The sequence below is a fragment of the Synechococcus sp. MIT S9504 genome, from assembly GCF_047497135.1.
Taxonomy (GTDB): domain Bacteria; phylum Cyanobacteriota; class Cyanobacteriia; order PCC-6307; family Cyanobiaceae; genus Synechococcus_C.
Genome location: NZ_CP138942.1, coordinates 927717 through 946643 on the forward strand (window position 1 = coordinate 927717; position 18927 = coordinate 946643).

Here is an 18927-nt window from a genome sequence, read left to right on the forward strand (position 1 = left end):
GATCACCAGGCCTGATCAAACGGCATTGCGCTTACAGTCGCGCCGCTTAGCCGGATCGATCGTCCATGCGTGTGCTGTTTGCCGCCGCTGAATGTGCACCCATGGTGAAGGTGGGCGGCATGGGCGATGTGGTTGGCTCCCTGCCTCCAGCACTGACCCAGCTCGGCCACGACGTGCGCCTGATCATGCCCGGTTACAGCAAGCTCTGGAGCCAGCTGGATATTCCGGCTGAACCCATCTGGCGAGCGCAGACCATGGGCACTGAGTTCGCAGTGTTCGAGACCCGTCATCCCACCAATGGCCTTCCTCTGTACCTGGTGGGCCATCCCGTGTTCGACCCGGAGCGGATCTACGGCGGCGAAGACGAAGACTGGCGTTTCACTTTCTTCGCCAGTGCTGCGGCGGAATTTTCCTGGAATGTGTGGAAGCCGCAGGTGCTGCATTGCCATGACTGGCACACGGGGATGATCCCGGTCTGGATGCATCAGGACCCTGAAATCAGCACGGTCTTCACCATCCACAATCTCAAATACCAGGGGCCTTGGCGCTGGAAGCTGGATCGCATGACCTGGTGCCCCTGGTACATGCAGGGTGACCACACGATGGCTGCAGCACTCCTCTATGCAGAGGGTGTCAATGCTGTGTCGCCGACCTATGCGCAGGAAATCCGCACCTCCGAGTACGGCGAAAAACTGGAGGGGTTGCTGAACTACATCTCCGGCAAGCTGCGCGGCATCCTTAATGGCATCGATCTTGAGGCCTGGAATCCGGCCACAGACAAGACCCTGCCAGCGAATTACAGCGCTGATGACCTCAGTGGAAAGCTGGTTTGCAAGCGCGTACTGCAGGAGCGGATGGGGCTTGAGGTGCGCGATGACGCCTTTGTATTGGGCATGGTGACACGCCTGGTTGATCAGAAAGGTGTGGATCTGCTCCTTCAGGTTGCCGATCGACTTCTGGCTTACACCGATACCCAGATTGTTGTGCTCGGGACCGGTGAACGAGGTCTGGAGTCCGGTCTGTGGCAGCTCGCCTCCCGACATCCCGGCAGGGTTTCGGTGTTCCTCACCTACGACGACGCACTGTCCCGACTCATCTATGCCGGCAGTGATGCCTTCCTGATGCCGAGTCGTTTTGAACCCTGCGGTATCAGTCAGCTCAATGCCATGCGTTACGGCAGTGTGCCTGTTGTTCGCAAGGTGGGGGGGCTGGTTGACACTGTCCCGCCGCATGATCCCCGCAACGCTGTCGGGACAGGATTCTGTTTCGATCGCTTTGAAGCTGTCGACTTCTATACCGCGCTGGTTCGTGCCTGGGAGGCCTACCGACATCAGGACAGCTGGAAACAGCTCCAGCTGCGAGGCATGCGTGAGGACTACAGCTGGGCGCGCTCGGCCCTGGAGTACGACCAGATGTATAGGGATGTCTGCGGTCTGAAGGAACCCGGTCCCGATGCGGCTGCTGTCGAGCGTTTCTCTCAGGGCCAGGACGCTGATCCATCACGCAACGGAGCCGTTGAACCGCAGTCCGATCAAGCACCGCAAGCCGATGGCCGCGGTCGCGGCAGTCGCAACCCCCTGGCCCGTTTGCTGCGTCAGTCACGCTCCTAAAACCAGCGCATCGCCGTGAGAAAAGGCCATGATGGGTGGTGATTTGCTGTGCACTGACTGGGCAGCACCGGGTATCCATGGCCCAATGTTTGAGTGATGCAGGATCAGGACGCAAGGGATGACCGCTCGCTTCCGGCTCCTTATCAGAGCCCTTGGCAAGCCCTGCGTCAGGACCTTCCAGCTGCGGCTGCCGATCTGCGCCTGCGCTTTCAGGAACTCTGGCGCCGTAATCGTGAAGGTGATCTATCGACTCCTGGATTCTGGCCGCAGGATCTGGCCCCTCTGTTCTGGCCTGTCCTGCTGGCCGTTGGTTTGCTGGTGCTTGCCCTCGGTGGCGTCCAGCTGCGAGCAGCGTTGAACGTCACTGATGCAGATCCCGTTCCTGCTGTCGAACGCATTCGCACGACACCACTGCCTGAGGCCCGCCCGCTGATTACAGAGTCGGAAATCTTGCCGGCTGATGAAGATCCACCCCAGATTTCTCCGACAGCGTCTCCTCAACAGTTGCCGATGCCGCTTGTATCACCGGCACCTGAGCCTCTCGAATTCTTCAAGCCTGAGCCGCCTGTCCTGAAGGTGGATCCTTTGTTGAAACTGCTGGCGCAAGTGGATGCTGATAGCGCTGCTCCAGCGGGCTTGTTGCTGTCCGCGCGTCCTGTTCCCGCTGAGAATGCTGCGGTACTGGTTGTGGATTCAGATCTGTGGTCGGACCTGCCTCAGGCTCTCCGACGCGAGCGTGCGGAAAGCTGGTGGAAGACACTGCAGGATCAGGGGTATGAGGCCATCACCCTCGAAGATGTCGATCAGCATCTACTGGCCAGACCGGCTCGGGTGGGTGGCGGCATGATCATGTTCGATCCGTTGCCTTCGCCATGACGCTGCAGCTTGCTCAGCTTGTGCAGCTCTGGGGGCGTCCCGAGGGAGGGCCGGCAACCACTGCGGATTTAGAGCGCGAGCTCGGGCCTGTCTGCACTGACAGTCGTCAGCTGCAATCGGGTGCGTTCTTCATCCCCCTGCGCGGTGAGCGTTTTGATGGGCATACCTTTCTGAACCAAGCCTCGCAACTGGGAGCGCAAGCAGCCGTTGTGGCCAGTGACTGGAACGGTCCCCTGCCGGAGGGTCTGTTGCACTGGCAGGTTGAAGACACGCTTTGGGCCTATCAGCAGCTGGCAACGCTGCACAGGCGTCAGTTGAAGGCCGGCGTTGTGGCCGTGACCGGTTCAGCCGGGAAGACGACCACCCGTGAGCTGATCCGTGCAGCGCTGGCGCCTCTTGGAGACGTTCAGGCCACGGTCAGCAACAACAACAACGACATCGGTGTACCGCTCACCCTGATGGGTGCACACCAAGGCCATGCTGCTGTGGTGTTGGAAATGGGCATGCGCGGCCTGGGTGAGATTGAACGCCTCTCTCGTTGCGCTGAGCCGCAGATTGCAGTGATCACCAACATTGGTACGGCCCACATCGGTCGGCTTGGCAGCCGTGAAGCCATCGCAACGGCCAAATGTGAGATCACAGCCGCTCTGTCTCCCCAGGGAGTGATCGTGATTCCAGCAGGTGATCCCCTGCTGGAAGAGGCCCTGTCGCGCTGCTGGAGTGGACGCACGCTGCGTGTTGCCCTTGAGGGTGATGGAGACGCTGGCCTCCATGAGAGTGATTGTCCCGCTTCGGATCTGATAGGGGTTTATGAGCCGCAGCATGGCCTGCTCAACCTGGAGGGATTGCGCTTCTCCTGTCCGCTGGAGGGGCGTCACAATGCCCGCAACCTGATGCTGGCTCTCGCTGTTGCTTCGGAACTCGGTGTTTCCTTGGCCGATCTTCAGGGCCTCGAGGTGAGCGTTCCCGGTGGCCGTAACAGGCGCCTGAGCATCGGCACACTCAATCTTTTGGATGAGACTTACAACGCCTCGCCGGAAGCCGTGTTCGCAGCCTTGGATCTTCTGGCGCAGCAGCCTGGTCGTCGATTCGCCGTACTTGGCACCATGCTCGAACTCGGCGCCAGCAGCATCGAGCTGCATCAAGCCGTTGTCTCCAGAGCCGTCCAGCTCGCACTGGATGGTCTGGTGGCGGTGGCGTCGGGAGAGGAAGCCGCTGCCATGCAGCGAGCGGCGGAGCCTTTAAACCGCTTTGCTCTTGTGGAGTCGCCCGAACTGGCTGCAGAGGCACTCAACCAATGGCTGCAGCCGGGCGACACGCTATTGCTCAAGGCCAGCCGCGGAGTGGCTCTTGAGCGATTGATTCCTTTGCTCAAGCAACCTTGAGGATTGGGGCTTAGGCCGCAATCTCGCCTGACTTGGCGTCTTCGCAGCGAATCAGATCGATGGCATGGGGATGGTTGCGGATGTAGGGAACCGCCTCCATCGCCAGCACTCTGGCTTCGAATGCATCACTGGCGTAATAACAGGACTCGATCCGCTGGCTGCTGGCATCGCGATAACTCACTGTGTAGCGCTTCTGATCGTTCATGGATCCAATGATGGATGCACCCAAAGTCACGCATGATCAGCCTCAGGCCATCAGCAACACCTGAAGAGAATCGGGGGATTCGTATTAGTTTTCCTGGTTGATCTGGCCTGTAACAAGTGTTGCTTATCCTTCAATCGGCAGTTGAGAACATTGTTTTGAGTTGATCAGCCTGTGGCAGCTCAATCGGATCCATCGTGACCTCATTCCAGCCATCCTCCTTTCGATTGGAGATCAGGGGAGTCAGTCGGATCTGCAGAGGAACGCCCTCGCTGATGTCGACTCGCAGGGCGCTGTAAGCCTTGCCGCCATCGCAGTCAGCCCAGCTTCTGCCTACATAAAGGTCACTGCTGGCGACTCGTTGCTGCTTTCCGTTGCTCTGTGATTCGCTCAGGTGCGGTCCCTGTCCGCGTTGGTCACGAAGGCTGTAGCCGCTGCCGCCGCAGACAGCCCAGTTGGTGAATGAATCGCCGTGACCGGTGTCATGAGTTCTCAGAATCTCCAGGCAGTGCGCATGTCCGCTGAGCACGAGATCGACGGTACGGATGTTTCGGCTTTGTTTGCCGAGGGCTGTGTTGACATCATCCAGAACAATGCGCAAACGTTGCCGGATGCCGAGTGTGTCGGCCTGAGACCATTTGGTTCTCTCTGTCACGTAGGCAGGGTGATGCAGGGTCAGAATCCGGCCGCGTGCACTGGGATCCCGATGGGATGCGATCAGTCCGTCGCGCAACCAAGTCAGCTGTTCGCCATCCTCGGCGGCGTGATGGTGAAGCCTCCGTTGCAGATCGAGCCGTTCCTCCTGCAGGGTTTCGAGATCGTCCATCAATCGATCGCGTTTTTGTTCGTCACGGGTTTGCAGAGACAGGGCCTTGAGGCAGCGATTCTGCTTTTCGTCCAGAGATTTCAGCTGTTGTCGCAGCAGCCCCTGGTCATCGTGACTGCTCAATGGAGCAATCAGGGTGTTGGAGTCGAGCGCGAAGACGTCTACACCGGCATGGCGAAACCGGTAGTAGCGGTTCGGCAATCTGGTGTGATGGCCGGGTTGGTACTGCAGGCAGCGTTGACCATCCCATTCAGCTTTGTAGTGCCGGTCGAGATAGTCGTCCAACTGGCTGCTGGGCACATCTGACAGCACATCCATGAAGGCATGGGCAAAGCAGCCTCCCTGATCGGATCCGCGCCATCCCGTGTCTACGTCGTGAAACCACTGCAGATAGCGACGCAGTGGCAGGGTCAATCCGGCCACTGCTGAGATGATCGGTGCCAGATCGTAGTAGTCGTGGTTGCCGAGCACCGGCAGAAACGGCTTGTTGAATACCAGGTTCTGCGGGTTGATGCTTTCCCAGTCGTCACCGCCGCAAAGCCATTCCCGGTAGGGGCGGATGAAATTGTTGCGGTATTGGGCCGCGGCGCCCACCAGGTACACCACATCACCTGTGTGCAGCAGGAAAGCGGCCTTGTCTTTGTGCGGTAGCAGACGTTCAGCGATGTGTCGTGGGGGGCTGTGGCGTCGATGGCGGCCGGTTCCACTGTCGCCGACCACTAGAAAGTGAAAGGCGGAGTGCTCCTTGCTGTGCATGCCTGGCTGCTCGATCATCAGCCGTGTCTGGTCAATCCCACGAGCGCTGATCGCTGGATGCTGCCAGCGAACACGATGCGCCATGCGCATGATCTTGCGCTCGATCGGCGGGTCGCTGGCGAGGTTCAAGGGCTGAGACGGATCGGTGCGATGACCTTCAGCGCATCAGGAATCACCGACACGGTCATGCGATCGGTTTCCTCGATCTCACCGTCAATCACCATGGTCTGCGGCTTTGGAAGCGTCACGCTCAGTTGATGGGTGCGTACGCAGAAGATATCGGCATTGTTGGCGCTGTTCTTGAGAACTGCCGATTTCGCCAGGCTCGACAACACCGAGAATCCGCCCATCCGGCCCCGTGGTGAAGCGATGATCACTTCAAGCTGGCCGTCATCGGGGATCACTTGTCCAAATCCCTGAGCCATCACGGATGTGGCCGGCGCGGCATTGGCCACGGTGATGGCGCTGGCATGCACTTCCGTTGTTTCGCCGTCGATCATCAATTTGGCATCGAAGGGTTGCTGTTCGACCAGCTGCCGGGCTCCCGAAAAGATGTAAGCCATCGGTCCCAGCATGTTCTTCAGCTCGCGGCTGGCTTTGTTCACCATGCCGGCTTCGAAGCCAAGCCCTGCCAGCAGGATCATCGGTTTGTCATTGCAGAGCGCCACATCCACCAGCCGCGTGTTGCCAAGGATCAGATTGGTGCAGGCAGCCTTGACGGACGTTGGAATTCCTAGCGCGACGGAGAAGGCGTTGGCCGTACCCCGGGGAATGATGCCTAGCGGAATGTCCGTGCCCCGCAGTGCACTGGCCACGGCACCCACCGTGCCATCGCCACCTGAGGCAATGATCAGCGATTTACCCTGCCCCTCCTGATCGAAGGCGTTGATCTCCTTGATCAGTTCGTGGGCCTGCACGCCCGGATCCAGACCGGGTTTGGTCATCCACACCTCAAGCATGATCTGCGGCTCGAGATAGTTGCGGATCTCGGCGAGTTCGGCGTTGGGATCACCTTGCCCGGCGATGGGGTTGAAGATCAGAAAGCCCCGGCGACTTCCCTTGATGCCACGAAGGATTGCCGACGCGGTGGCGGGATTGAGAGCAATCGGTAGGTTGTTGAGCAGCGCGGCGCGTAGCAGGGGCTCTGAAAGCACATCTCCGGCCCGTTCAGCACCTGGGGCAGGGAAATGGACAAGGCCGCTGACATCGCCGTGGAGAATCGTCGCGGCCAGTTCGATATCGCCCCCATCAGCGATAGCTCGCGAAGACCTAACAGCGAGATTGTCGAGGCTTCCGCCGCTGGTCATGCGCTCAAGTACATCCTCGGCAACCAGAAGATCGAAACCTTTGAGCACTTCACTATTGTTCCCGACCCAGGATCTGAGTGCTGAACAGACGTTCAGATCGGCATTGAGAACAATCTTCGACGGCATCGATGCTCAGGCGTGAGGTCTGACGTCAGGAACTGGATTGGTCGTGTCGTTGATTGCACGAGATCCTTCTCTGACAGTCTGTCGGCCGCGATTGATGGCAAATGCACCATCCACGACACCCTTGTTGGTAGTGGATCGAACGTTCAGCGTCAGCTGATGATTGAGGCTGACAGATCCCAAAAGTGCTGAGGTTGCGTGCCGAGAGGTGCAGGTTTCATCTCCAACTGCGGTTGGGAGCAGCCAGGATGCTCAACAGATCTGGTAGAGGATCGGCTCGGAATTTTGGCTCTAGGGCTTGGCTGCAGACCAGTTCTCTTTGATCATCTGTTTGGCGCGTCCAATGGCGAGAGCGCTATCAGCGACGTTCTTGGTGAGTGTTGAACCTGCGGCCACCGTGACACTCTTGCCCAGGGTGATCGGTGCGACCAGCACTGAATTGGCACCTGTTTTGCTGTTGTCACCGATCACGGTGCGGTGTTTGTTGACGCCGTCGTAATTGGCCGTGATCGTGCCAGCTCCAACATTCACATTGGTTCCCAGCTCGGCATCGCCGATGTAGCTGAGGTGATTCACCTTGCTGCCGCTGGCAATGGTGCTCTTTTTAACCTCCACGAAATTGCCGATCTTGCAGTCATCGCCGATTGCTGCCGCCGGACGCAGGTGGGCAAACGGCCCCACGGTTGTGTTGCGTCCCACCTCAGCCGTGTTGATCACCGAATGGAGCACGGTGACACCATCACCAAGAACCGCATTCTCCAGAAGGCTGCCGGGTCCTAGTCGACAGTTGTCGCCGATCTGGCAGGTTCCACGCAGGTGTGTCTGAGCTTCGATCACCACATCGCGTCCGAACTGGCAGGTTTCACTCAGGCTGCAGCTGTCAGGATCGATGAAGGTGACGCCCTCGTCCATCCAGTGCTCCTTGAGGCGCTGCTGCAACAGGGCCTCGCATTGAGCCAGCTGGCGGCGGTTGTTGATGCCGTTTACTTCGTCGGAATCCTGCACTTCCAGGTGCATGGCTCGATCGAGCATGCCAACGGTGTCGGTGAGGTACAACTCTCCTTGATCGTTGTCAGTGCTCAGCGTTGGGAGCACTGCTGCGAGCTTGCGCCAGTTGAAGCAGTAGATGCCCGCATTGGTGAGGTTGTTGCAGCGTTGTTCTTCACTGCAGTCGCGATGCTCAACGATTGCGCTGACAATGCCATCAGCAGTCGCAAAAACACGGCCATAGCCAGTGGGATCATCCAGTCGTGCCGTCAGCAGCGTCACATCGGCACCACTGCTGCGGTGGGTTGCCACCAACTGATCGATGGTTTCCGCGCGCAGCAGCGGAACGTCGCCGTTCAAAACCAGCAGCTCACCTTCAAAGTCCTGCAATGGCGTAATGAGCTGTTGCACGGCATGGCCCGTGCCGTTCTGAGGATCCTGCAGCACAAACTCGAGCCCGCTGATAGGACTCAACTGCTGTTCAACACGACCGGCCTGATGGCCAACAATCAGGATCCGGCGCTCAGGCTGCAGATTGCCGGCACTGGTAAGAACCCTTTCCACCAGAGTGGCTCCTGCAAGAGGCTGCAACACCTTCGGCAATGCACTTTTCATGCGGGTGCCTTTGCCTGCGGCCAGAACAGCGACGGCGAGCATGAATAGCAATGCGGATCGGGCGGAATCTACCGGGATCCGGCCGGTTCAGCCCAGCAGAGAGCTCAGTTGTTTTTTCAACGGCCGACCAGGGTGCAACTGGGCTGACGGATCAAGGCATGGGCGCGTTGGCGGGTGCAATCCATTGGTTGGAGCACTGTGCTGAGGCGCTCGTCGTCATGCAGGGCTTCAAGAACCAGAAGACTGCCGTAAAAGACGATCTGAAATGTCCAGGCATCGAAGCCGGACAGGGTGAAAGTCATGGCATAGATGCACATCACTGCATTCAGCCTGCACCTTCGCGGGCCCGAAGTCGACGATGTCTTGAACTCACCATCATGAATCAACAGAAAAGACCAACAACATCCCCGCATAGGCCTTGTTTTTCATACGGGCGAAGGTTGATGTGGGCAGCGAAAACAGTTTGATCAGATCATTTTGATCCAGCCTGCACAACCCGTTTTTGATGTCGCTGCCGTCTGGATATTCCAGTCCTGTGATGCGCTTCAGGATCACGCCCAGGTGATATCTGAACCATGCCTGGGAGATTGATCGATCAACCAGCGGCGTTGCCACGAACTGGTGCTCTCAAGATCACAGGACTGCTGTTCGTGCTTTCGCCTTTGCTGGATGATTCTGGCCTCATCTACACCCTTGGGATCTCGATAGGGCACTGAAGCTCTCGTGTTGAGATGCTCCTCTTCCATGGCACTCAGTGAGGTCCAGCCGGGCCCCTCAGCTGCGAATGGAGTTGTGATGAGCGGTTTTACGGCCAGTGTGCCGGAGCTCCATTCGCGCCGCTGGCCGTCTGTCGGCAGCAGTGAGCGAAGTGTCAGGCCCGCTCGCCGAAGGCTGCTTCTCACCGCAGCAGCTCTGCAGTAGGTGAGCAGGCGTCCTCCCGGTGCCAGGCGGCTGGCCAGGGCCCCGAGGAATTCCTCGCTCCAGAGTTGTGGGCAACACCCTGGAGAAAAGGCATCCAGGAGGATCAGGTCAAGCTGGCTGTTGCTTGGTAGGGCCTTCAGGTTTTGACGAGCATCACCCCAGAGCATCGTTCCCTGGCCTCCACAGTCATGCCAGCGACCGCTCTGTTGCAGCCCTGCAAGTCGCTGCAGTACAGCACCGGGCCAAAGGTCACAAAACGGTGGGTGATTCAAGGCCCATTCGAGAGGCCGCTGATCCAGCTCCAGCCCCCACCACCGAAGCCTGGGTGCACTGGTTTGGGGTAGCGAACGCATCACGGCGGCGCTGTTGTATCCCAGTCCGAAGCAGACATCGAGCAGTTTCAGTTCGCTTGACTGCGAAAACCTCCCCAGCTCGGCTGGTCGAACAAATTTCGCTTCCGCTTCATCCAGGGCTCCTGCGGAGCTGTGAAAGGCCTCATCAAAGTGATCGCTGTGAAGACTCAGGCTTCCGTCAGCCGTTTCGATCGCCCTGAGTTGCCCGAGCGGATGGTTCAGGTTCAACGCTGCAGTCGTTCGAGATCAGCCCAGAAGGTGGGGTAACTCACGGCTGCGGCTTCACTTCGCACCAGTGTTGAATCGCCCTTGGCCATCAAGGCCGCCACCGCCAGGCTCATGGCCACACGATGGTCGGTCTCGCTGTCGAGTTGCGCACCTTTGAGTGGTCTGCCTCCTCTGATGGTCAGACCGTCGGGATGCTCCTCGATGTCTGCGCCCATGGCTGTGAGCTGGCGTGCCATCACCGCCAAACGATCAGTCTCTTTCACCCTCAGTTCAGCCGCTCCTGTAATCCGGCTTTCGCCCTCGCAGAAGCATGCAGCCACGCTCAGGATCGGGACTTCATCCACCAGCCGCGGCATGATCTCCTCTCCAAAGCGGAAGGGTTTGAGTGATCCGTGCGTGACACGCAGATCCCCCACCGGTTCTCCGGCCACATCTCGCTGGTTGAGTACTTCGATCCGGGCTTCCATCTGCTCCAGAACCTCCAGCACTCCGGTGCGGGTTGGATTCAGTCCCACATTTTCAACAGTGAGATCGGCTCCGGGAACCAGCGCACCAGCGATCAGCCAGAACGCCGCTGAGCTGATGTCGCCGGGAACTACCACATGCTGACCTTGCAGGCGAGCACCGGGGCGAATGGTGATGTGGCGTCCCATTTCGCCGCCTACATCCAGATCGGCACCAAAGGCCTTCAGCATTCGTTCGCTGTGATCACGGGAGTGGGCAGGTTCAATCACCGTGCTGGTTCCATCCGCAGTCAGCGCAGCAAGCAGCAAGGCAGATTTGACCTGTGCACTGGCGACAGGTGTGCCGACAACGGCCCCGCGCAGCTTGCGTCCCTGCACAGCCAGGGGGGCGAAGTTGCCCTGACCGCGGCCGCGAACCTCGGCACCCATCATCGAGAGCGGAAGTCCAACTCTTTGCATCGGTCTTCGCTTGAGGGAATCATCCCCGCTCAGCACAAAATGCCGACCATCCCGTCCGGCCAGTAATCCGAGCATCAGACGCATGGTTGTGCCGGAATTTCCGCAGTCGAGCACTTCACTGGGCTCTTGCAAACCATCCAGACCCACTCCTTCAACGGTGATGATGTCGCCGTCGGCAACAGGACTGATCTCAGCTCCCATCGCGCGCAGGCAGGCTGCCGTGCTGATCGGATCCTCTGCAGGAAGCAGCCCTTCAATCGTGGTTCTGCCTTCGGCAATCGCTCCGAAGAGCAAGGCCCTGTGAGAGATCGATTTATCTCCGGGAACCCTCACGTGACCATTGAGACTTCCGCCGGATCTCAGTTGACGGGGATCTCCTGGGGTTCCCGGCACGTTCTCTCATCGCTTGGTGGTCGGATTCTATGAGTCGAATGCTCCTGCACCTATTCGTATCTCGCTGTTGAATCAAACCATAGATTCTCAGTGATGGGCTTCATGTCTTCTCCAAGATGTGTAGGCGATTAATGCTTTGAAAGAAGACCTTTGAAAATCATTTTTGTCTATCAGGCGAAAGAACGGTCTGACCGTTGACCAGCGGAAGTGCGGTATTTCAGACCATAGATTGAATTTAAATGTCTGACAACTATTCGGATGAGGGCAATTTCAAATTTTTATTATTCAATCCCTAGTTGGCAAAAAGTTTCTCACCGAAAGAATTCACGAACTGTAGTCCTGGTTGTGATTCGTCAATGCGCTTGCACTTAATTTTAATTCAAGACAATGCAACTCTTCTGGCAATCAGAATATTAAGTTCGTCGCGATAATTCTTGGCCGCTTGCCAGTCTTTTCTTTTAACAGCGTTGTTATAGGCCTTGATGAGTTGTTGCCGATGGAGCTCGTGCGCAACGTCCATAATTTCGCATTTGCTTTGAATAATTTATGGATGGTTTTGGAGGCCCGGGCGAAGTTCTGATGCGTTCCAGGGTGATCAATGAATCCTGGTCGTTGGTTGGAGTTGACGCGGATTGTTTTGGGTCTGCGCAATGCGCCGGCGATGTCTCTTGGTATTTCAGTTCTGTCACGCTGCTTTGCAAGCGAAGGTTGCATCCGTCACAAGGGTGGTCGGTTTGTGGTTTGGCGGTCCTGTTGTGTCTTCTGGGTTCAGCCAGCGGCTTGGTAGGTCTGGGATTGTTTCATCCATCGCAGGACGGTCCCGGCTTTCGATGGTGTCGAGTTCGATTTTTCTTTGGTTAAATCCAGTGATGACAAGGGGTCTGGGCTTTAGGCCTTTTCTGCTCTGGACTGGCAGCGTGCCTTGGCGGCCTCGATTGGTCCTGGAGAAGCTCAGCTTTTCGGAGTCTCTGGAGCTGGCATGGTGTTGTTTGAACTATCTCCTTGGCGGACATTTGTGCCATTCGGAGCTCTGTTCGGTGTGTCTTCGACTGCTTTTCAGGTAGCGAAGTTGCTGTCTGTGCGTTTTAATACGGTGCGAGGCAAATGCCTCTTCCTCTTTTATTGGTGTGAGGATCAATGAAACTGTTTAAGCAACTGCTGGTTGCTCCTGCTGCCCTGGGCCTGCTGGCTCCAGTTGCTGCCGGTGCAACTGAAGTCAATGTTGCTGGTGTTTCCGACTACGCCCCCGTGTCTCAGGATGCGGTTGCTGTGGATCAGGTCACCAGCATCACCCAGTTCTCTGACGTCTACCCGACCGACTGGGCCTATCAGGCTCTCAGCAACCTGATTGAGCGCTACGGCTGTGTCGCCGGATATCCCAACGGCACCTACCGCGGCAACCGCGCCATGACCCGCTTTGAGGCGGCCGCACTTCTGAATGCCTGTCTCGACCGCGTCACCGAAGTGACCGACGAGCTCAAGCGCCTGATGAAGGAGTTCGAAAAGGAACTCGCCATCGTCAAGGGCCGTGTTGACGGTCTGGAAGCTCGTGTTGGCGAACTGGAAGCAACCCAGTTCTCCACCACCACAAAGCTGAAAGGTAAAGTTGATTTCGTCATGGGCGGCGTCAGCTACGGCGGTGAAGGTCACGATCTCACCGTTCCTACTTACCAAATCGGCACCACCGCCGACGGTGATGCCAAGTACTTTAAGAACAAGGGTAAGTACCTCGGTCAGGACGCTTTCACCTTCAATTACCGCGCCACCCTGAATCTGAACACCAGTTTCACCGGTAAGGATCTGCTGTATACCCGCCTGCGTGCCGGTAACTTCAACGACAACGCCTTCTCTGGTAAGGGTTACACCGGCAACATCACTCAGCTCACCGTTGCCAAGTCAACCAAGGATGCCCTGAAGGTCGACAAGCTCTGGTACCAGTTCCCTCTGGGTGCCGACTTCCAGGTTTATCTGGGTGCCAAGATTGAGAACTACTACATGCTTGGCGCTCCCGCCACCGTGTATCGCGAGATTCTCAAGGACTTCAAGCTGGGTGGCTACTACGGCGTTTATGGCGCCAGCACTTCCCCTGGTGCAGGTATCGTCTGGAAGCCCAACAGCCAGAACGATCCTTACGATCCCAAGTTCACTGTTGCTTTGAACTACACCGCCAAGAGCGGAGCTAATGGCAACCCTGTTGCCGATAACCCGGTCACTTGCAAAAATGGCGGTGGTATCGGCGCTGATTGCTCCAGAGGCAAGTTCCTTGCACAGGTTGGTTACGGCGGACCTCAGTGGAACATCAACGCTGGTTATGCCTACATCCAGCGCGGCATGACCGTCGGCTACGGCACACCTCTGGGTTCAACCACCAAAGTTCAAGGTGGTGACGACGAGTCCGCATCCCGCGGTTTCAGTGACGCCAATGCGTTTGCTCTGCGCGCCTGGTGGCAGCCTTCCGAGGCAAGCTGGGTTCCTTCCATCACCCTTGGTTGGGACTACACGTCCTTCAACCACGAAAATGATGATGGTGCGATCAAGGTTAAAGGCACCACTTTCGACGGCCGCAACAAGAGAAAGCAAGCTGCCCAGGGTTGGACCGTTGGTCTGAACTGGAAGGATGCATTCCTCAAGGGCAACCTGCTTGGTTTCGCCATCGGCCAGCCTCAGTTCGAGACCGAACGTGAGAACGGCACTCCCGATGACGGCAACTACGCCATGGAGCTGTACTACCAGTTCCAAGTCACCGACAACATCGCTGTGACTCCCGCCATCTTCTACGTCTCTCGTCCCTTCGGCGAACTCACCGGCAGCGGCCCTCGGACCGGTGGCGTGGATGCAGAGCAGTTCAACACCTTCGGTTACCTCGTAAAGACCACCTTCCGTTTCTGATTCAGATCGGTTGATGTTTCTCCAGGCTCCCTCTTTGAGGGAGCTTTTTTTTTGTGATTTAGTCCAATAAAAAAAGGAGGCTTTCAGGCCTCCTTCCGCATTGATCCTGACTGGCTGAATTGGTTACCAGCAGTTTTCGCCCTCACCAATCGGCACGCAAATATCCTCTTCTGCAGCTTTCTCTGCTGCTTTTTTGGCATCGGCATCCTTCTTGGCTTCGGCGTCGATGTCCTGATCAGTGCTCCACTCCTGCAATCCACCACCCATGGGGTTGGTGTCAGCAAGTGCAGCTGGAACTGCAACCTGGCTGCTCAGTGCAGCTGCACCGGCGAGAAAGATGGAAAGAGTTGACCTCTTCATTCCAGTAATCACCATTGATATAGGCTCTTTAAATACTAAGTCGTTTCAACTGCGTTGATCAGGTGCCCAGTGATCGCAGTAAATTTGTATACGCCAAAAACACCAGGTCGAGTTCTTCGCTGCGACCGTGTTTGGCAAGTAATCCCCTGGCTCCCGTATCCAGTTGGAATAAGGTCACGCGATCTGTTTCGTTCTTCAGATAGCTTTCGATCCAACCCACGCAAACAACGCGTTCTCCGCTGGTGACTGTGTTGACGCGATGCATGGTGGAGCTGGGATAGATCACGATCTCTCCCTGCTGAAGTGCAAGTTCCAGGGAGTCCGTCAGCGTGTCAACTTCCAGTGAACCGCCAGTGAACGAATGCTGGTCAGACAAGCAGAGCGTGAAGGAAAGGTCGCTTCTGCCGCTGCTCATGTAGGCGTTGTCAACATGGCTGTCATATCCACCTCCGGTTCTTGTTCGGCTGATCAAAAACCGGTGCAGTTTTCGCGGCACGCAGAAGCTTTTGATTGCTGGATGTGCCCACATTGCCTGTTGTACAAAATTTTGAATCTCGGCTCTAAGCGCGGATGTGTGAACGATCTGTTCATTGATTTTCCCGTCTCTGGCTTGTGTTCCAGCCGTTGTCCTGCCGTCAATCCATTCACCGTTCTTGATGTTGTCCAGCATTGCCTGGCACTGCTGGGGATTGAAAAGCTGGAGCTTGATGTGGTTCATTGAGCACAGTATATTTGTGTAAAATGTTTAAATAAGCTGTATCGACTGAATGCGACGTTTTGGTTTTTCGCAGACAACCTCAGGTGGGTTCTTGTGTTTTATGAAGCTGCTTGCCTTTCCCTTGCTTGCATCCCTGTCTTTTCTGACGGCTGCTGCGCAGGCTGAAGAAGTTCGTGTTTACTCCGGTCGTCATTACAATACCGACCGACAGAGTTACAAGGCTTTTTCCGATAAAACCGGTATCAAGGTTCGACTGATCGAAGCTTCCGGGATCTCCCTGGTTGAGCGCCTCAAGCGCGAAGGAAGCAATACCAAGGCTGATGTGATCATTCTTGTTGACGCAGCCAGAATTAATAATGCAGCAAAAGCAGGATTGTTTCAGCCGATCAACTCGGCCAAGCTGAATTCCGAAGTCCCAGCACGTTATCGGGATCCAGGCAATCGTTGGTTCGGAATTTCACGACGTGTTCGTGCCATCGTGATTAATCCTAATCAGGTTAAGCCTTCGCAGGTTAAAACTTATGCGCAGTTGGCTTCTCCTGAACTCAAAGGCAAAGTCTGTCTGCGTAATCGTAAAAATGTCTACAACCAGTCTTTGGTTGCTGATCAGCTCGCGATCCGTGGCGAGGCAAAAACCAAGGCTTGGCTAAAGGGATTGGTTTCCAATGTTTCACAGCCTTACTTCCCTGGTGATATCGCCTTGATTCGTGCGGTTGCCCAGGGTAAGTGTGGTGTGGGCGTGGTCAATCATTACTATTTAGCCCGCATGCGTGCAGGGATTAATGGGGCGAAGGATCAGAAGCTCGGTAATCAGGTGAAAATTGTGATGCCGAATCCTGCGCACGTGAATATCAGTGCTGCAGCGGTTTCTAAATACGCCAAAAACAAATCAGCTGCTGTCAAGCTCATTGAGTTCTTGGCTTCTCCTAACGGAAGCAGAGGTATTGCGGGTCCCACCTTCGAGTTCCCACTTACTGGTGTTGGTGGCTCAACCTATCTCAAAGGGATGACAAAGTTCACACCAGATAATGTGTCAATCGCTCAGCTGAGTGCATTGAATCCCAAGGCCATTCAGCTCATGGCCCAGGCCGGTTGGCAATGAGTTGATCCAGCAGGTAGCCGAACAATTCGGGGTTCGGCTCCCTGTTGCTGATGTCGCTTAAACCCAGTTCGTCCAGACGGTCGGTGACGTGCTGTTCGAGATCGTCTGGTCTGCTGAGCGGTTTGCCCCAGGGATGGTTTTTCTCAGGGCCAACTTTTGTTGTGGCGTCGATTGCCAGTCTGCCGCCAAGGCCAAGTTGCTCACTGGCGAAGTCCAGGCTGTCGAATGGCGTGTTCTCCAGGGTGAACAGATCCCTTTGCGGATCCACCTGAGCAGCGATGGCCCAGACCACCTGGCGAGGATCGCGCACGTTGATGTGACTGTCGACCACCACCACGAACTTGGTGTAGGTGAACTGTGGCAAGGCGCTCCAGAAGGCCATCGCGGCCCGCTTCGCTTGACCTGGGTAGGCCTTGTCGATCGAGATCACCGCGAGTTTGTAGCTCAGCGCTTCCATCGGCAGGAAGAAATCTTTGATTTCGGGGATCTGCTGGCGCAGGATCGGTGTGTAGATCCTGTTCAGTGCGATGGCAAGCATCGCTTCTTCCTTGGGAGGCCGTCCGCTGAAGGTGGTCAGAAAAACCGGATCCTTGCGTTGCGTCATGCAGTGGAACCGCACCAGCGGTGAGTCCTCAACACCGCCGTAAAACCCCATGTGGTCACCAAAGGGGCCATCCGGCATCACTTCACCTGGTGTGATCGTGCCCTCCAGCACCACTTCACTGTGACTCGGAACCTGAAGGTCAACTGTTTTGCAGGGAGCGAGCCTGACGCCTTCCCCGGCATAAATCCCTGCGAATAACCATTCGCTTAATTGCACTGGAATTGGCGTGGCTGCGGCCATCACCAGCAGTGGATGGACACCGATGGCGATGGCGATCTCCAGCTTCTGTCCGAGAGCAGACGCCTTGCGCAGATGACGAGCACCGCCGCGGACGCTGAGCCAGTGCACGGTCATGGTGTTGACCGACTGTTTCTGAAGCCGATAAACCCCCACGTTGGGGACCCCAGTTTCGGGGTCTTTCGTGATCACCAGTCCGAGCGTGATCACGCCGCCTGCGTCGCCTGGCCAGGGACGGATCAGAGGGATGTTATGGAGGTTGACCTCATCGCCTTCAAAAACCTGCTGACGGCAGGGCGGCAACAGATCCCGGTCCGGTCTTGCTTTCACCAGGTCCCAGAACACCCGGGCAAATTTCTTGGTTTCGCCTAATCCCTTGGGTGGGCGTGGCTGCTGGAGCAACGCCAGGCGCTCGCCCAGCTCCTCCAGTTGCTCTGGATGATCAAGGCCCATGCTCCAGACAACGCGCTCCACGGTGCCGAGCAGGTTGACGGCGACCGGCATGGAGGATCCGATCACGTTCTCGAACAACAACCCCGGTCCTCCGCTGGCCAGGACGCGATCAGCGATGGCCGCCAACTCGAGATCCGGATCGACCGGTGCCGTGATCCGCTTCAGTTGACCCCGCTCCTCCAGCAATTGAATGAAGGCGCGCAGATCCCTGGTGCCGGGACCGGAGCGGAACAGAGCCATCTGGAAGCCACCTCAGCGAGGGTGATCTCGGTACTGTGACGCACGCTGACGGTGAGTGTGGCCATGCAGGTTTCCTATTTTCATGCGGCCGCGGATGTTCCCGACACGGTCGGTTCCGCTGATGGTCCTGACGCAGCGGTCGTGATCGATGTTTTGCGTGCCACGACCACGATTGCCTGGGCGCTGCACAACGGTGCCGAGGCGGTTCAGGCGTTCGCTGATCTCGATGCCTTGCGCGCTGAGGCGAAGCAATGGCCTGAATCTGCTCGACTGCTGTTGGGGGAGCGTGGTGGTTGCATGCTCGAGGGCTTTGACCTTGGCAATTCCCCTGTGGCGGTGACCCCTGAGCTGGTGCATGGCAAGCGATTGCTGATGAGCACCACCAACGGCACCCGTGCACTGCAGCGGGTTCGCGATGTCGCTTGTGTTGTCACGGCGGCTCTGCCCAACCGACGCGCTGTCGCAGAAAGGCTGCTGGCAGGGAAACACCAGCGGATCCTCATTCTTGGCAGTGGTTGGGAAGGCAGCTATTCCCTGGAGGATTCGCTGGCTGCTGGTGCGATCGGAGAGCTGCTTGTGTCGGCAGGAGCTTCGGTAGCGAATGATGAACTTCAGGCGGCACTGTCCCTCTGGAATCAGTGGAAGCATGACCCTGAGTCCTGCCTACGCACCGCTTCGCATGGTCAGAGGCTGATCGGGATCGGCAACCACGATGCCGATTTCAGCTGTTGCGCTGCACTGGATCAGATTGAGGTCGTTCCGACCCAGGTCGAACCCGGTGTTTTACGAGCCGTTCCTGTCTGAAGCGCGGAGCTCTCG

18 protein-coding genes are annotated in these 18927 nt (G+C 57.1%); 6 read left to right on the forward strand and 12 right to left on the reverse strand.

Annotated features, from left to right (window positions below; genetic code table 11):
* Nucleotides 1–65 precede the first annotated feature (65 nt).
* The 3 genes from glgA (at nucleotide 66) to SIB58_RS05340 (ending at nucleotide 3871) form a co-directional block, all read left to right on the forward strand.
* Entirely contained in the window at nucleotides 66–1610 is a 1545-nt protein-coding gene (gene glgA / locus SIB58_RS05330) for a glycogen synthase GlgA (RefSeq protein WP_066906567.1), read from the forward strand.
* Between the two features lie 96 nt (nucleotides 1611–1706).
* Nucleotides 1707–2486, forward strand: a complete 780-nt coding sequence (locus tag SIB58_RS05335) for a hypothetical protein (RefSeq protein ID WP_067325737.1) — start codon at nucleotides 1707–1709, stop codon at nucleotides 2484–2486.
* The gene (locus SIB58_RS05340) at nucleotides 2483–3871 is read left to right on the forward strand and encodes a UDP-N-acetylmuramoyl-tripeptide--D-alanyl-D-alanine ligase (protein WP_067325734.1); all 1389 of its coding nucleotides are present in this window, start codon (nucleotides 2483–2485) and stop codon (nucleotides 3869–3871) included. The genes SIB58_RS05335 and SIB58_RS05340 overlap by 4 nt, the downstream gene beginning before the upstream one ends.
* Nucleotides 3872–3881: 10 nt before the next feature.
* Here SIB58_RS05340 and SIB58_RS05345 read toward each other — a convergent pair whose 3' ends face one another.
* The 9 genes from SIB58_RS05345 to SIB58_RS05385 all read right to left on the reverse strand — a co-directional run bounded on the left by SIB58_RS05345 (nucleotide 3882) and on the right by SIB58_RS05385 (nucleotide 12219).
* Complete coding sequence (locus SIB58_RS05345) at nucleotides 3882–4076, reverse strand: hypothetical protein (protein WP_066906660.1); 195 nt, start codon at nucleotides 4074–4076, stop codon at nucleotides 3882–3884.
* A 130-nt stretch (nucleotides 4077–4206) separates the two neighbouring features.
* Nucleotides 4207–5784 (reverse strand): metallophosphoesterase family protein, encoded by a 1578-nt coding sequence (locus SIB58_RS05350; RefSeq protein ID WP_156486577.1) that lies wholly within the window; start codon nucleotides 5782–5784, stop codon nucleotides 4207–4209.
* Nucleotides 5781–7088: a diacylglycerol kinase family protein gene (locus tag SIB58_RS05355; RefSeq protein WP_067325728.1), complete on the reverse strand. Its 1308-nt coding sequence runs from the start codon at nucleotides 7086–7088 to the stop codon at nucleotides 5781–5783. The genes SIB58_RS05350 and SIB58_RS05355 overlap by 4 nt, the downstream gene beginning before the upstream one ends.
* A 288-nt stretch (nucleotides 7089–7376) precedes the next feature.
* A complete protein-coding gene (glmU, locus tag SIB58_RS05360) occupies nucleotides 7377–8729 on the reverse strand; it encodes a bifunctional UDP-N-acetylglucosamine diphosphorylase/glucosamine-1-phosphate N-acetyltransferase GlmU (protein ID WP_067325783.1) in 1353 nt (450 codons plus the stop codon).
* A gap of 74 nt (nucleotides 8730–8803) precedes the next feature.
* On the reverse strand, nucleotides 8804–8989 hold the full coding sequence (locus SIB58_RS05365; RefSeq protein ID WP_066906656.1) for a hypothetical protein: 186 nt from the start codon (nucleotides 8987–8989) through the stop codon (nucleotides 8804–8806).
* Nucleotides 8990–9062: 73 nt separating this feature from the next.
* Nucleotides 9063–9242 (reverse strand): hypothetical protein, encoded by a 180-nt coding sequence (locus SIB58_RS05370; protein WP_066906557.1) that lies wholly within the window; start codon nucleotides 9240–9242, stop codon nucleotides 9063–9065.
* The gene (locus tag SIB58_RS05375) at nucleotides 9239–10189 is read right to left on the reverse strand and encodes a tRNA (5-methylaminomethyl-2-thiouridine)(34)-methyltransferase MnmD (protein WP_066906555.1); all 951 of its coding nucleotides are present in this window, start codon (nucleotides 10187–10189) and stop codon (nucleotides 9239–9241) included. Before SIB58_RS05375 ends, SIB58_RS05370 begins: the two co-directional genes overlap by 4 nt.
* Nucleotides 10186–11505, reverse strand: coding sequence for a 3-phosphoshikimate 1-carboxyvinyltransferase (aroA, locus tag SIB58_RS05380; protein ID WP_067325725.1), 1320 nt, complete (start codon nucleotides 11503–11505; stop codon nucleotides 10186–10188). Before aroA ends, SIB58_RS05375 begins: the two co-directional genes overlap by 4 nt.
* Nucleotides 11506–11910: 405 nt before the next feature.
* Nucleotides 11911–12219 carry a hypothetical protein gene (locus tag SIB58_RS05385; RefSeq protein WP_197461097.1) on the reverse strand — a complete coding sequence of 103 codons (309 nt, stop codon included), beginning with the start codon at nucleotides 12217–12219 and terminating at the stop codon, nucleotides 11911–11913.
* 423 nt (nucleotides 12220–12642) lie between these two features.
* On the opposite strand from SIB58_RS05385, the gene SIB58_RS05390 reads away from it, so the two are divergent.
* On the forward strand, nucleotides 12643–14394 hold the full coding sequence (locus tag SIB58_RS05390) for an iron uptake porin (RefSeq protein WP_067325723.1): 1752 nt from the start codon (nucleotides 12643–12645) through the stop codon (nucleotides 14392–14394).
* Between the two features lie 123 nt (nucleotides 14395–14517).
* Here SIB58_RS05390 and SIB58_RS05395 read toward each other — a convergent pair whose 3' ends face one another.
* Together SIB58_RS05395 and SIB58_RS05400 are read right to left on the reverse strand one after the other, a co-directional pair.
* Complete coding sequence (locus SIB58_RS05395) at nucleotides 14518–14754, reverse strand: hypothetical protein (protein WP_066906654.1); 237 nt, start codon at nucleotides 14752–14754, stop codon at nucleotides 14518–14520.
* A gap of 58 nt (nucleotides 14755–14812) precedes the next feature.
* A complete protein-coding gene (locus SIB58_RS05400) occupies nucleotides 14813–15472 on the reverse strand; it encodes a Fe2+-dependent dioxygenase (protein ID WP_066906548.1) in 660 nt (219 codons plus the stop codon).
* A gap of 100 nt (nucleotides 15473–15572) precedes the next feature.
* On the opposite strand from SIB58_RS05400, the gene SIB58_RS05405 reads away from it, so the two are divergent.
* Nucleotides 15573–16574 (forward strand): extracellular solute-binding protein, encoded by a 1002-nt coding sequence (locus tag SIB58_RS05405; RefSeq protein WP_066906546.1) that lies wholly within the window; start codon nucleotides 15573–15575, stop codon nucleotides 16572–16574.
* Here SIB58_RS05405 and SIB58_RS05410 read toward each other — a convergent pair.
* Entirely contained in the window at nucleotides 16549–18108 is a 1560-nt protein-coding gene (locus SIB58_RS05410) for a UbiD family decarboxylase (RefSeq protein ID WP_066906545.1), read from the reverse strand. The genes SIB58_RS05405 and SIB58_RS05410 overlap by 26 nt on opposite strands.
* Nucleotides 18109–18171: 63 nt before the next feature.
* On the opposite strand from SIB58_RS05410, the gene SIB58_RS05415 reads away from it, so the two are divergent.
* The gene (locus tag SIB58_RS05415; RefSeq protein ID WP_067325780.1) at nucleotides 18172–18912 is read left to right on the forward strand and encodes a 2-phosphosulfolactate phosphatase family protein; all 741 of its coding nucleotides are present in this window, start codon (nucleotides 18172–18174) and stop codon (nucleotides 18910–18912) included.
* The last annotated feature ends 15 nt before the right edge of the window (nucleotides 18913–18927 follow it).